General features: G+C 72.4%; 14 protein-coding genes. 6 read left to right on the forward strand and 8 right to left on the reverse strand.

What is annotated here, in order from left to right:
- Positions 1–84 precede the first annotated feature (84 nt).
- From MFF64_RS05575 to MFF64_RS05600, 6 genes are all read right to left on the reverse strand, one after another.
- Entirely contained in the window at positions 85–1053 is a 969-nt protein-coding gene (locus MFF64_RS05575) for an efflux RND transporter periplasmic adaptor subunit (RefSeq protein WP_238189996.1), read from the reverse strand.
- 12 nt (positions 1054–1065) lie between these two features.
- A complete protein-coding gene (locus MFF64_RS05580; RefSeq protein WP_099898840.1) occupies positions 1066–1269 on the reverse strand; it encodes a DUF1656 domain-containing protein in 204 nt (67 codons plus the stop codon).
- Positions 1269–3296: an FUSC family protein gene (locus MFF64_RS05585; protein WP_438823058.1), complete on the reverse strand. Its 2028-nt coding sequence runs from the start codon at positions 3294–3296 to the stop codon at positions 1269–1271. Before MFF64_RS05585 ends, MFF64_RS05580 begins: the two co-directional genes overlap by 1 nt.
- Entirely contained in the window at positions 3296–3796 is a 501-nt protein-coding gene (locus MFF64_RS05590) for a MarR family winged helix-turn-helix transcriptional regulator (protein WP_099902793.1), read from the reverse strand. Before MFF64_RS05590 ends, MFF64_RS05585 begins: the two co-directional genes overlap by 1 nt.
- Positions 3797–3901: 105 nt before the next feature.
- Positions 3902–4240 carry a hypothetical protein gene (locus MFF64_RS05595; RefSeq protein WP_099902794.1) on the reverse strand — a complete coding sequence of 113 codons (339 nt, stop codon included), beginning with the start codon at positions 4238–4240 and terminating at the stop codon, positions 3902–3904.
- 58 nt (positions 4241–4298) lie between these two features.
- Positions 4299–4565 (reverse strand): hypothetical protein, encoded by a 267-nt coding sequence (locus tag MFF64_RS05600; RefSeq protein WP_207768088.1) that lies wholly within the window; start codon positions 4563–4565, stop codon positions 4299–4301.
- A 509-nt stretch (positions 4566–5074) separates the two neighbouring features.
- On the opposite strand from MFF64_RS05600, the gene MFF64_RS05605 reads away from it, so the two are divergent.
- The 3 genes from MFF64_RS05605 to MFF64_RS05615 all read left to right on the forward strand — a co-directional run bounded on the left by MFF64_RS05605 (position 5075) and on the right by MFF64_RS05615 (position 7483).
- The gene (locus MFF64_RS05605) at positions 5075–6013 is read left to right on the forward strand and encodes a sugar kinase (protein ID WP_238190000.1); all 939 of its coding nucleotides are present in this window, start codon (positions 5075–5077) and stop codon (positions 6011–6013) included.
- Positions 6010–6654, forward strand: coding sequence for a bifunctional 4-hydroxy-2-oxoglutarate aldolase/2-dehydro-3-deoxy-phosphogluconate aldolase (gene eda, locus MFF64_RS05610; RefSeq protein ID WP_165795826.1), 645 nt, complete (start codon positions 6010–6012; stop codon positions 6652–6654). Before MFF64_RS05605 ends, eda begins: the two co-directional genes overlap by 4 nt.
- Before the next feature lie 205 nt (positions 6655–6859).
- Positions 6860–7483, forward strand: a complete 624-nt coding sequence (locus tag MFF64_RS05615) for a L,D-transpeptidase (RefSeq protein WP_099906281.1) — start codon at positions 6860–6862, stop codon at positions 7481–7483.
- Positions 7484–7799: 316 nt separating this feature from the next.
- Here MFF64_RS05615 and MFF64_RS05620 read toward each other — a convergent pair whose 3' ends face one another.
- Entirely contained in the window at positions 7800–8594 is a 795-nt protein-coding gene (locus MFF64_RS05620) for an AraC family transcriptional regulator (protein WP_099906287.1), read from the reverse strand.
- Positions 8595–8719: 125 nt separating this feature from the next.
- On the opposite strand from MFF64_RS05620, the gene MFF64_RS05625 reads away from it, so the two are divergent.
- On the forward strand, positions 8720–10039 hold the full coding sequence (locus MFF64_RS05625; RefSeq protein WP_099906292.1) for a tetratricopeptide repeat protein: 1320 nt from the start codon (positions 8720–8722) through the stop codon (positions 10037–10039).
- 11 nt (positions 10040–10050) lie between these two features.
- Positions 10051–11268, forward strand: coding sequence for an MFS transporter (locus MFF64_RS05630; RefSeq protein WP_099906294.1), 1218 nt, complete (start codon positions 10051–10053; stop codon positions 11266–11268).
- Here MFF64_RS05630 and MFF64_RS05635 read toward each other — a convergent pair whose 3' ends face one another.
- Entirely contained in the window at positions 11269–11646 is a 378-nt protein-coding gene (locus MFF64_RS05635) for a gamma-butyrobetaine hydroxylase family protein (RefSeq protein WP_099906298.1), read from the reverse strand.
- Between the two features lie 122 nt (positions 11647–11768).
- On the opposite strand from MFF64_RS05635, the gene moaA reads away from it, so the two are divergent.
- Positions 11769–12818, forward strand: coding sequence for a GTP 3',8-cyclase MoaA (moaA, locus tag MFF64_RS05640; protein ID WP_238190002.1), 1050 nt, complete (start codon positions 11769–11771; stop codon positions 12816–12818).
- The last annotated feature ends 4 nt before the right edge of the window (positions 12819–12822 follow it).

Below are 12822 nucleotides of genomic sequence, written 5' to 3' on the forward strand. Positions count from 1 at the left end.
GCGCTCGAGGGTCACGTCTTGGCGGCGCTCCTTAATCCGTCGCCGGGCGGGACGATAGTGGATCGGCATCACATCCTCCTGGCGTTAGCTCTTGATCGCCGGCAGATGGACCTTCAGCGCCTCCCAGCCGTCGCGCAGGCCGAGATGGCGCAAGCCCTCGAACGGCCGGATCTCCGGCCGTTCGCCGCGGGGATGCACCACCACGGTGGCGGTGCGCCCGACGGTGAGGCGGTCGCGGTCGACGGTGGGATCCAGGGCGATCCGCACCGGGACGCGCTGGGCGAGGCGCACCCAGGCGAAGGTCGGGTTGACGTTGGCGAGCAGCGAGGAGCCGGCGCTGCGTTCCCGGTCCTCGATGCCGGCGGCGACGCTCTCGACCCTGCCGGTGACGTCGCGGTCCTCGCCCATCAGCCGCACGCTGACCGGGTCGCCCGGATGGATGCGATCGAGCTTCGTCTCCTCGAAATAGCCCTGGACGTGCAGCGTGTCGCTGTCGACGAGCGCCATCACGGCCTTGCCGACCCCCACATAGGCGCCGGGGCGCAATTCGAGGTTGCTGATGCGGCCGTTGACCGAGGCGCGAACCTCGGAGCGGTCGAGGTTGAGCCTGGCGAGATCGCGGTCGGCCACGGCCTGGTCGTAGGCGGCCCGGGCGCTCTGCTCGGCGGCGAGGGTCGCCTCCAGCTTCTGCTGCGACACGACGTTGTCGCTGAGCTGGCGGTAGCGGGTGAGATCGGCCTCGGCCTGGACCAGAGTCGCCTTGCGGCCGGCCACCACGGCGTCCGCTTGGCGCAACGCCAGGGCGAAGCGGTCCGGATCGATGCGGAACAGCACGTCGCCGCGCTTGACCCGCTGGTTGTCCTGCACCTCGACGTCGCGCACCAGCCCCGAGACGTCGGGGGCGACGCCGACGACCTCCGCCCGCACCCGACCGTCGCGGGTCCAGGGGGCCTCGAGATAATAGTCCCAGAGCGCCGCCCCGACCACGACGGCGAGGGCCAGCATGGCGGCGGTGACGGCGAAGCGGCCGAGGAAGGCGAGCGCGCGGGTCATGGTCTCGAATCTTCAGGTCAGGCGGCTGGCGAGCGACACGACGCCGCCGAGGCACACGAGGTAGAGGCAGAGGTCGAAGAGCGGCCGGTGCCAGACCAGCCGGTAGAGCCCGAGCGCGCCGATCAGCCGGCGCAACACGAGGTTGATCAGGAAGGCGAGCAGCGCCCAGACCAGCAGGGCCGGCACGAAGACGCCGTAGAGGTCGATATCGGCCATCAGGCGGCCTCCCTCGCGAGCGGGGCGGCGCCGGGGGGCGGCGCCGCGGGACAGAGGGCGCGGCGCAAGCCCACGAGGCCGAGGAGCGCGTCGCGCCGGCCGGAGCGTTCGGTTTCCGCCTCGATCCGCGCGAGCGCCGCGTCGATGCGGTGGAGCAGTGCCTCGGAGGCCGGGCCGCGCGGCCCCTCGTAGTGGCTCGCCACCGCGTCGAGGGCGGCATCGAGGGACGCGACCGCGTCGGGCGACAGGCCGTGGCGGGCGCGCCGCAGCGAGACGAGATTCATGCCGACCCGCAGGGCCGCCAGGGTGTCGATCCGGCTGAGATCGCTGTCGGGGCCGGCAGCGGCGAGGCGCGGCACCAGGAGGCCGAGGCGGTCGAGCATCAGGTGGGCGAAGGCGGCCCGGTCGCCGCGCCCGCGCCGGCGCGCCGCCCGGGCGAGGTCGACGCGGCTCGCCGCGACCAGCCGGCGGGCGCCGTGCTCGGCGCCGACGGAGCGCACCAGCCGGGTCACCATGGCGGCGATCCAGATGCCGCCGACCAGGGCGAGGCTCGAATTGACGTAGGCCCCGAATTCCGAGGTGTAGCGGTCCTGGATCGCCAGGAGGGCGTTGCCGTTGACGCCGAGCGCCAGGCCCACCGGCAAGGTCTTGGGATAGGTCATCAGCAGGCCGCACAGGATCAGGGCCGGTGCCAACACCAGGGCGAGGCTGACGAAATCGTGCACCAGCGGCATCACGCCGAACAGCAGCACGCCGATCGCCCCCGCGGCGATCCCGGTCCAGGTGGCGAAGCTCAGGATCGCCGGGACCGGGTCGTCCTGGGTCGCGAACAGGCAGGTGAGCACCGCGCCCATCATCGCGGCGGTGGCGCCGTCGGGCCAGGCGGTGGCGATCCACACCACGACGCAGGCGATGATCCCCAGGAACGCACCGATGGCGGAGCGCAGGGCCATGCCGTGGTCGCGGTGGCGCGGTGCCCGGCCGCCGAACTCGCTCGCGAAGGCCAGCGGCTCGCGTAACGAGCCGTCGCCGCGACCGATGCCGTCCTGCAGCACCCGGCAGTCCCGGCCGATCGCCACCAGTTCGCGCAGGCGGTCGATCAGGCTCGCCTGCACCAGCGCCGACCAGGAGGCGCGGGACGACAGGGGGCGGTCGGCGGCCTCGATGCGGGCCATGAGCGCGTCGGCTTCCAGGCTCGGGGCGCCGGCCGCCGACCACGCTTCGACATCGGCAAGCAGCCGGCGCAGCTCCGGCGTGAGGCCCGAGAGACCCGAGAGTGCCGCGATCCGGTCGGCGAGGGAGGAGAGGACCGGCAGCAGCATCAGCATCCGGCCGCGCAGGAGCTGCACCAGGGGCACCGCCCGGCTCTGGGCCGAGGTGTCGTAGGCGAGATGGGTCGAGAGCGCGTCGATCTCCGCCGCCTCCGCCGCGAGGCGCAGGCGCCGCGCCCGGACTGCTGGTTCCTCGCCGACTCCGGAGAGCACGTCGCCGGTCCAGCGCCCGGCCTCGGTGAGCCAGGCGCCAACCCGGGACGCGAGGACCGGGCCGACCGGCTCGGGGAGGACGAGGCTCGCCACCAGGGAAGCGCAGAGGATGCCGAGGGTGATCTCCTCCGCCCGCGACACCGCGGTGTCGAAGATGGTCTCTGGGCTCGTCACCGCCGGGAAGCCGATCAGCGCCGCAGTGTAGCCGGCGAGCATGAACAGGTAGGACCGCGGCGAGCGGTCGAGGAGCGAGAGATAGAGGCAGGCGGCAGTCCAGAGCGCTAGGGCCAGCGTCAGCACCTCCGGGGCATTGACGAGCGGCGGCACCAGGACGACCGCGGCCGTGACGCCGATCAGCGTGCCGACCACCCGGTACAGGGCCTTCGAGCGGGTGGCACCGGAGAGCGGCTGCATGGTGATGTAGACGGTCGCCATCGCCCAGTACGGCCGCGGCAGGTCGACCCACAGGGCGATCCCGAGGGCGAGGAGCGCGGCCCCGCTGACCTTGACGGCGAACAGCCATTGGCGCCAGCCGGGCAGCATCACGGGCGTCCTCCCGTGGCCGGACGCGGTATCGGTGCATCCGCGTGAGACCCGCAAGCCATGCTGGCGCCACGCGGGCCCTCGGCCTGGAGCGCGCGCAGCACTTTTAGGGCCGCCCGCAGGTCGTCGTCGCCGACATGGGTGAAGACCGCCTCGCGTAAGCCGTCGAACCGCGCCTCGATGGCGGCGGCGCGGGCCCGGCCCTGCTCCGTCAGGTGCAGGACCTTGGCGCGGCGGTCGGTCGGGTCCTCCCGGCGGGTGACGAGGCCGGCCTCGCAGAGCTGGTCGAGGAGGCGCACCAGGCTCGGCCCCTCGACGCCCAGCGCGTCGGCGAGGGTCGTCTGGCGCAGGTCGCCGCCGAGGCGCCCGATCAGCAGCAGCGGCAACGCCGTCGCCTCGGTCAGGCCATAGGCGGTCACGACCTCGTCGGCGGCCCGGCGCCAGACGCGCCCGGCCTGGAGCAGGGTCAGGGTGAGGGATTGCAGCAGGTCGCGTCGCATCGCCGTCGGTCGAACCGATCATTGATCGGCCTCATAGATAGGATGCTAACGATTGACGCTGAAGCGCGGCCGGCGCGGGTCGGCCATGCACGCGGACGCGGTGTCTTAGGGCTTGGCGGCGGCGTCGCGATCGGGAGTCCAGTCGAGCTCGACCACGGTCTCGCCGTCCTGGCGGTTGTAGCGCAGGGCGGTGAGCCGCATCGCCCGCAAGGAAGCGGCATCGTCGGCCCGGGGGCACTGGACGGGGTGGTGGGGGCGCTTGGTCCGGTCGAGCATGCGCCCGAAGGCGGCGTCGAGGGCGGGCATCGCCGCGACAGTCGAGAACGGGGCCGACAGGTAGACCGTACGATCCGGCCCGCGGGCGAGGCAGTAGCGCCAGTCGGCGACGGCCGGGGTGGCAACCAACGTGACGCCGATCACGGCGCCCGGTAACAGGGCTCTCATCGAATCGGGGGATCTCGGAACGGGTCTCGGGCCGCCCCGATGCGCGGCGCTTGCGGCGTCAGCAAGGCGCGACGGTCACGCCCTCGCGGGGCTGCACCCGGACGGGGTTCTCGACCTCCTCGGCATCGAGGCACAGGCTCCAGACCCGGGCGCCGTCCTCGGCGACGAGCCAGACCTCCCCGGTCCGGTCGCAAAAGACCTCGTCGGCCCGTCCGAGCACGCGGGCGGCGGCGTGGCGCACCGTCGGCGCCTCGATCGGTAGGTCGTGAAGCGGGACGGTCTCGCTTCGATCGCGGGAGGTGGAGAGCAGGCGATAGACGGGCATGACGGGCGAATTCCGAAAGACGATGGGGGTCTGGTGATCCCGGATGTCTGGCGTGATCGGCGGCTGCCTTGTTCGAACCGTTCCTCTCACCCCCGGTCCCGGCTGCATCGGGACGGGAGTGTCGAGTCTTGTCCGCGGCGGGTTGACGCCGTCGCGGGCTCGTTGCTGCGATCGCCCATCGGCGACGCTGGGTCAACGCTTCTAGCGTCATCCATGGACTGTTCAAGAGTTAACTCAGGATGAGCCGCGACCTCGGGCCTGCGGAGGCGGGCGACGGGGAGTGGGCCGTTGACATCGCGCAGGGGGTCGATAGGCGATGGTGACTTGATTTCGCGGGGACCGTCCGGAGACGGGGTCGGAAAAGAGGGGCGGAGGGTAACCCTCTCCCGCACCTTGCAGTGATCCCGGGCAAGCCCGGGATCGCCGGGAGAGGGGATCCCGCGTCATGACTTGCCCGGGACGAATTTCCGGACGGGCCTTCCGGCACGACGGGGAGAGGAACGAACACGATGGCAACGAGGGTCGCCTGCATCGGCGAGTGCATGATGGAGCTGTCGGAGCGGCCCGACGGCAGCCTGCTGCGCGGCTACGGCGGCGATACGCTGAACACCGCCCTCTACCTCGCCCGGCTCGGCGTTGCGGTCGATTACGTGACGGCGCTCGGCGACGATCCGTGGAGCGAGGAGATGCTGGCGGCCTGGGCCGCCGAAGGGGTCGGCACCGGCCAGGTGCGGCGCCTGCCCGGGCGGATGCCGGGGCTCTACATCATCCGCACCGACGGATCCGGCGAGCGCAGCTTCCATTACTGGCGCGACAGCGCCGCCGCCCGCGACCTCTTTTCCGGCCCCGGCGCCGCCGAGACGCAAGGAGCCCTGGCGGGGTACGACCTCGTCTACGCCTCCGGCATCAGCCTGTCGCTCTACGGCGAGGCCGGCCGGGCGGCGCTCGCCGAGACCTGCCGGGCCGTGCAGGCGAAGGGCGGACGGGTCGCCTTCGACACCAACTATCGGCCCCGCGGCTGGCCCGACAAGGCCAAGGCCCAGGCCGCCTTCCGCGACGCGATGGCGGCGGCCGACCTGATCTTCGCATCGAGCGAAGACCTCGAATGGCTGTACGGGTCCGACGGCGAGGAGGAGGTACTGCGCCATCACGGCCGCTGCGAGATCGTGCTGAAGGGCGGCGGCTCGCCGCCGAGCGTCCGGGTTCTCGCGGGGACCGAGGACGTGACGGTGCCGGCCCCGCCGGTCGACACGATCGTCGACACCACCGCGGCGGGCGACAGCTTCGCGGCGGCCTACATGGCGGCCCGCCTCGCCGGCCGCTCGCCCGCCGAGGCCGCCGCCTGCGGCCACCGCCTCGCCGGCACCGTGATCGGCCATCGCGGCGCCGTGATCCCCCGGTCGGCGATGCCCGACCTGCCGCTCGCCACCGAACAGGAATGTCCATGAGCACTGAGACCCGCGCCCAACGCCTCGACGCGCTGCTCGCCGCCTCCCCGGTGATCCCCGTCATCACCGTGCCGGAACTCGCCCACGCGGTGCCCCTCGCCCGCGCCCTGGTGGCGGGCGGCATCACCACCCTGGAGATCACACTGCGCACGCCGGTGGCGCGGGACGCCGCCAAGGCGATCATGGCCGAGGTACCCGAGGCGGTGGTGGGCCTCGGCACGGTGCTGAATCCGTCCGACCTCGAGACCGCGCACGCGCTCGGCGCCCGCTTCGCGCTCAGCCCCGGGGCGACGCCGGAGCTGCTGCGGGCGGCGGCGGCCAGTGACATGGTGTTCATGCCCGGCATCGCCACGCCCTCCGACCTGATGCAGGTGCTCGCCGCCGGCTTCACCGTGGCGAAGTTCTTCCCCGCCGTGCCGGCGGGCGGCATGGCGGCCCTGAAGGCGCTCGGCGGCCCGTTCCCGCAGGCCCGGTTCTGCCCCACCGGCGGCATCGGCGAGGCCGACGCCAAGGCCTGGCTCGCCCTGCCGAACGTCGCGGCGGTGGGCGGCTCGTGGCTGGCGCCGGAGGCCGAGATCCGCGCCGGCAACTTCGCCGCCATCACCGAGCGGGCGCGCCGCACCCTCGCGGCGCTGCAGTAACACGCCAGAAACGTGGCCGCGCCGCCACGGTGTGGCGCGGGCACAACGCCGCCTTCGCAACCGCGAAGCCGCATTGGATTTAAGCTTGGCTTTGAGACGTGGGCGTTTACGGCTTGGCCATTGGTTCGCCGTATGGTGCCGGCTGCGTTCGCACCGTCTTAGCCCGCGCTTCCCCGTCCAAGCTTTTCCTTGCCAAGAGGCTTCCATGCGCCGCTTCGTCCCCGCCCTGGCCGGGCTGGTCTGCGCCGTCACCGCCTGGGCGGCCCCCGCCGCCGCCTACGAGATCGACCCGCTCACCCGTCAGCCCCTCGACCAGCCGCTCACCGTGACGGTGCGGGCCCCCGCCGCCGCGGCCGACCCGCTCGAGGCCTCGGTGCCGAAGCTGAGCCCGATCCCGCGCGAGACGGTGGCGTATTCCGGTCCCTACGGCGCCGGCACCATCGTGGTCTCGACCTCCGAGCGCCGCCTGTACTACGTGCTCGGCAACGGCCAGGCCCTGCGCTACGGCGTCGGCGTCGGCCGCCCGGGCTTCACCTGGGGCGGCGTTCAGACCATCTCGATGAAGCGCGAGTGGCCCGATTGGCGCCCGCCGGCCCAGATGATCCGCCGCCGGCCCGACCTGCCGCGCTACATGAAGGGCGGCCCGGAGAACCCGCTCGGCGCGCGCGCGATGTATCTCGGCGGCTCGCTCTACCGCATCCACGGCTCGAACGAGCCCGAGACCATCGGCACCGCCGTCTCCTCCGGCTGCATCCGGATGACCAACGACGACGTGACGGACCTGTACACCCGCGCCAAGGTGGGCACGAAGGTGATCGTGCAGCGCTGAGTGGCGCGGGCACAGATCATCTGACTGGAAAGGTCGGCCTTGTGCCGGCCTTTTTCGTTCCAGCTACCTGACGACATATAGCGTCTGCTGCGGCATCCCCTCTCTCGGGTGAGGATGGCGTCAACGAAAGGACACGGCTAGCGCAGGCGCAGCCGGAGCGAGGGTGAGGGGGTCTCGAGGAGGGAGACTCCTCCGGAAACACCCCCTCATCCTCGCCCTGCGGGCTTGCCGAATCCTCTGAACGAGGGTTCGGCCGTCTCCCCGCCCGCGGGGAAAGAAGGGAAAATCGCGGTCCTTCTGAATGGTTTAGCACTTATCACGGCCGCAAGCCCGCCATCCGCCCGCGCATGTAGGCCTGCGGCGCGCACCCCATGTCGCTCCGGAACGCGTAGACGAAGGCCGAGGTCGAGCCGTAGCCCAGCGCCAGCGCGGTCTGCGTCACGTCCAGCCCTCCGCCCATCAGCTCGATCGCCTTGAACAGCCGCAGGCGCCGCCGCCAGGAGCGCAGGCTCATGCCGAGTTCGGCCTCGAAGCGGCGGGCGAGCGTGCGGCCCGACAGGCCCAGCGCCCGCCCCCATTCCTCGGGGCTCCGGGAATCGGCCGGCTCGGCGTAGAGCGCCTCGCACAACCCCGTCAGCGGTCCGCCGCGCGGCCAGGGCAGCGCCCCCGGGAGCGGCGCGGCGCGGCGGAGCTGGTCGAGGATCAGGCCGGCGACGCGGCCGGCATAGCCGTCGGGATCGTCCTGCCCGTCGATCGCCGCCGCCTCGACGATGAGGGCCTGGAGCAGGGCCGAGACGCCGAACACCGTCGGATCCTCCGGAAGCCCGCGCCCGGCCGCGTCGGCGATCCACAGGCTGCGGAACTCGGCTCCGAGCAGGGAGCCGACTCGGTGCCGGTGCCCGGTCGGCAGCCATACTGCCTGCTCCGGCGAGATCACGAAGGAGCGGCCGGCAACCGCCACGGTCAGCACGCCGGAGATGGCGTAGACGACCTGATGCCAGGCATGGGCGTGCTCCGGGAAGGAATGGCGCGCCGGGATTCCTTGCGCCCGCACCGTCAGCGGCTGCGGCGCCGCCGCCCCGTGCGGCGTCTCGATCGTCTCCCACTGCATGCGGACTCCAGTTTGGCGGGAGTTCTATACGAATTGTCAGCTCGTCGAAATACGGACAGCCAGCGCTCCGCTATGGAGGAGAAGAATTCTGCTGCCTCGGGCCGCTGCCAGAGAAGATAACCATCATGGCCCACCACGATCGCCGCGGCCTGCCCCTCTCGACCCGCTCCGACCGCGCCGCCGAGCGCTACCGCGCCGGCATCGACCTCCTGCTCGCCGCCTGGCCGGGCGCCGCGGAGGCGCTCGACGCCGCGATCGCGGCCGATCCCGGCTTCGCCCTCGCCCATGCCGCGCGGGCCCGCCTGCACGCGATGCGCACCGAATCGGAAGCGGCGCGGGCCTGCATTACGGCGGCCGCGGAATGCGTGGCGCGAGGCGGGACCGAGCGGGAGCGCAGCCACGTCGCGGTCCTGTCGCTCGCGATCGACGGGCAATCGGGGCCGGCGCTGGCGCGGGCGCTCGCCCATGCCGAGGCTTGGCCGCGGGACGCCCTGATCCTGTCGCTGCCGCTGGGCGCCTTCGGGCTTCTGGCCTTCTCCGGCCGGGCCGACCACGACCAGGCCCGGGTCGATCTCTGCGAGCGCCACGCCCATGCCTACGATGCCGACGATTGGTGGTTCACCGTCTCGCACGGCTGGTCCCACACCGAGAACGGCGCGGTGGCGCGAGGCCGGGCGCTCACCGAGCAGGGCTTCTCCCTGCGGCCCGAGAACGCCAACGGCGCCCACGCCCTGTCGCACGCCCTGTTCGAGGACGGGGCCGGCCACGAGGCCGAGGCGCTGATCGCCGACTGGCTGCCGGGTTACGACCGCTCCGGCATCCTCCACGGTCACATCGCCTGGCACGCCGCGCTCTCGGCGCTGGAGCGCGGTGATTCCGAAGGGGCTCTGGCGATCTATTCCGAGCACGTCCGACCCGCGGTGACCGCGGGCCTGTCGCTCAACGTGATCACCGACACGGTCTCGCTGCTCTGGCGTCTCGGCGCCTACGGGCACGCCGTCCCGGCCGGCCTGTGGGACGAGGTCCGGGCCTATGCGGCGCCGTACTTCGCACGGGCCGGCTTCGGCTTCGCCGACGCGCATATGGGCCTGCTCGCCGCCGCGACCGGCGACCGCGCGGCGGCACACATACGCATCGACGCGCTCACCGGCCTCGTCGAGGCGGGCACGTTGGCGGCGGGGCCGGTGGTGCCGGCGATCTGCCGCGCCGGCCTCGCGTTCGCGGAGGAGGATTACGCGGCCTGCGCGCGAATCCTCGAACCGGTCGCGGCCGACGTCGTGCGCATCGGCGGCAGCGGCGCCCAGCGCGAGATGATCGAGGACACGCTCCTCGTCGCCCTGATGCGCGCCGGCGAGGCCGAGAAGGCTCGATCGCTCCTCGACCGCCGCCTCCACCGCCGCCCCTCGCCGCGCGACGCGCGCTGGCTGGCCCAGCTCACCGCCTGACGAGACGAACGATGTCGAACCCCGCCGCCCTGTCCAGGGACTCCCTCCGTGCCGAGACCGGCACCGGCACCGTGCTGCGCCTCGCCATCGCGCAGGCCCTCGCCGGCGCCAACTCGGTCGTGGTCTACGCCACCGGTGCCGTCATCGGCAGCCAGCTCGCACCGGATCCGGCGCTCGCGACCCTGCCGGTCTCGATCTTCGTCGTCGGCATGGCCGCCTGCACCCTGCCGGCCGGGCGCATCGCCCGGGCTCACGGCCGGCGCACCGCGTTCCTGGCCGGCACCGGATGCGGCGTGCTCGTCGGGCTCCTGGCAGCGCTCGCCGTCGTGCTCTCGTCGTTCTGGCTCTTCTGCCTCGCGACCTTCTTCGGCGGCGCCTATGCCGCCGTGGTGCTGTCGTTCCGCTTCGCCGCCGCCGATGGCGTCGCGCCGGAGCGCCGGCCGCGGGCGCTCTCCGCCGTCATGGCCGGCGGGGTGTTCGCCGGGATCATCGGGCCGCAGCTCGTCAGCCATACCATGTCCCTGTGGCCGGCCCACGTCTTCGCCGCCACCTTCCTGGGCCAAGCCGCGGTGGCGGCGCTCTCGGCCGTCGTGCTGATGGGCGTACGGCTGCCGGGGCCAAGCCAGGCGGAGCTCTCCGGCGGACGTCCGCTGGCTGAGATCGCCCGCCAGCCCCGCTTCGTCACCGCGGTCCTGTGCGGGGTGGTGTCCTACCTCCTGATGAACTTCCTGATGACCGCCGCGCCGCTGGCGATGCACCTGTGCGGCTTCACGCAGGACGACGCCAATCTCGGCCTGCAATGGCACGTGATCGCGATGTACGCCCCGAGCTTCTTCACCGGACGGCTGATCGCGCGCTTCGGCGCGCCCGCCGTGGTGGCGGCGGGGCTGTCGCTCACGGCGGTGGCGGCCTTGGTCGGACTGTCGGGCCTGGACCTCGCCCATTTCTGGGCCTTCCTGGTCCTGCTCGGCCTCGGCTGGAACTTCGGCTTCGTCGGCGCCTCCGCGATGGTGCTCGAGTGCCACCGGCCGGAGGAGCGGACCCGGGTGCAGTCGCTCAACGACTTCGTGGTGTTCGGCACGATGGCGGTGGGCTCGTTCTCCTCCGGCGGGCTGCTGGCGCGCTTCGGCTGGGACGTGGTGCTGTGGGTGTCGTTCGGGCCGCTCGCCGTCGCGGTCGCGGCGCTCAGCCTCGCGGCGGCGTCGCGGCCCGCGCCGGCGGCGGGCTGACTATCGCCGCCGCGCCGGCTCCCGGCTCAGGCCGCGTGCCGCCAGTTCCTCCTCGTAGCGGGAGAACCGCGTCGCCTGCTCCTCGCCGAGGCGGCGCAGGAAGTCGAAGGCGTAGATCCCGGTATCGTGCATGTCGTCGAAGGTGAGCTTGACGGCGTAGTTGCCGATCGCGGCCACCGCCAGGATCTCGACCTCGCGCTTGCCCGGGATCCATTTCCGCTCGGACGGCGCGTGGCCCTGGACCTCGGCCGAGGGGCTCTCGACCCGCAGGTACTCCGCCGGCAGGGCGTAGGCCGCGCCGCTCGCGAAGGCGACGTGGAGGATGCGCTTGTCGCGCGACAGCCGGATCTCGGTCGGCCAGTCGGCCTGTTCCGTCATGGGTGTGCCGGTCATGGGTGCGTCTCCCTGCTCCTCAGGCACAACTTGCCCGTCATCCCGGGAGCGCTCATATGCAGGGTGATAGTCGGCCACGAAAGCCGCGTCCCGAGGATATTGTTCGCATGTGGGGTCCCCGTACCGACGATCCGATGCCGGCCGTGTCCGTGTCGGCGCGGCCGGCGCCGCTGATCGATCCGTTCCAGCGCGCGATCACCTACCTGCGCGTCTCGGTGACCGATCGCTGCGACCTGCGCTGCGTCTACTGCATGTCCGAGGACATGACGTTCCTGCCCAAGCGCGACCTGCTCACGCTGGAGGAGCTGGACCGGGTCTGCTCGGTGTTCGTGGCGCGCGGCGTGAGGAAGCTGCGCATCACCGGCGGCGAGCCGCTGGTGCGCCGGGACATCATGCGGCTGTTCCGCAACCTCTCGCGCCACCTCGAATCCGGCGCGCTGGAGGAGATGACGCTCACCACCAACGGCACCCGCCTGCGCCAGCACGCCGCCGAGCTGGCGGCCCTGGGCATGCGCCGGATCAACGTCTCGCTCGACACCCTCGACCCCGAGAAATTCCGGGCGATCACCCGGCGCGGCGACCTGCCCACGGTGCTCGACGGCATCGCGGCGGCGCGGGAGGCGGGCCTCAAGGTCAAGATCAACGCCGTGGCGCTCAAGGGCGTCAACGAGGACGAGATCTCAGGCATGCTCGAGTGGGCCCACGGGCTCGGCATGGAGATGACGCTGATCGAGGTGATGCCGCTCGGCGACATCGAACCCGAGCGCGTCGACCAGTTCCTGCCGCTCTCGGTGGTGCGCGAGCGCCTGTCGGAGCGCTACAGCCTCACCCCCCTCCCCGACCGCACCGGGGGCCCGGCCCGCTACGTGCGGGTGGAGGAGACCGGCGGGCGGCTCGGCTTCATCACACCGCTCACCCACAATTTCTGCGAGAGCTGCAACCGGGTGCGCCTGACCTGCACCGGCCAGCTCTACATGTGCCTCGGCCAGGAGGACGCCGCCGACCTGCGGGCGGCCCTGCGCGCCTCCCCCGACGATGCCGTGGTCGCCGAAGCGATCGCGGAAGCGATCAGCCGCAAGCCGAAGGGCCACGACTTCGTCATCGCCCGCGCCGCGAAGCCGGCGGTGCCGCGGCACATGAGCACGACGGGGGGCTGACGCC

The organism is Methylobacterium frigidaeris (assembly GCF_022179185.1).
GTDB classification, from domain to species: domain Bacteria; phylum Pseudomonadota; class Alphaproteobacteria; order Rhizobiales; family Beijerinckiaceae; genus Methylobacterium; species Methylobacterium frigidaeris.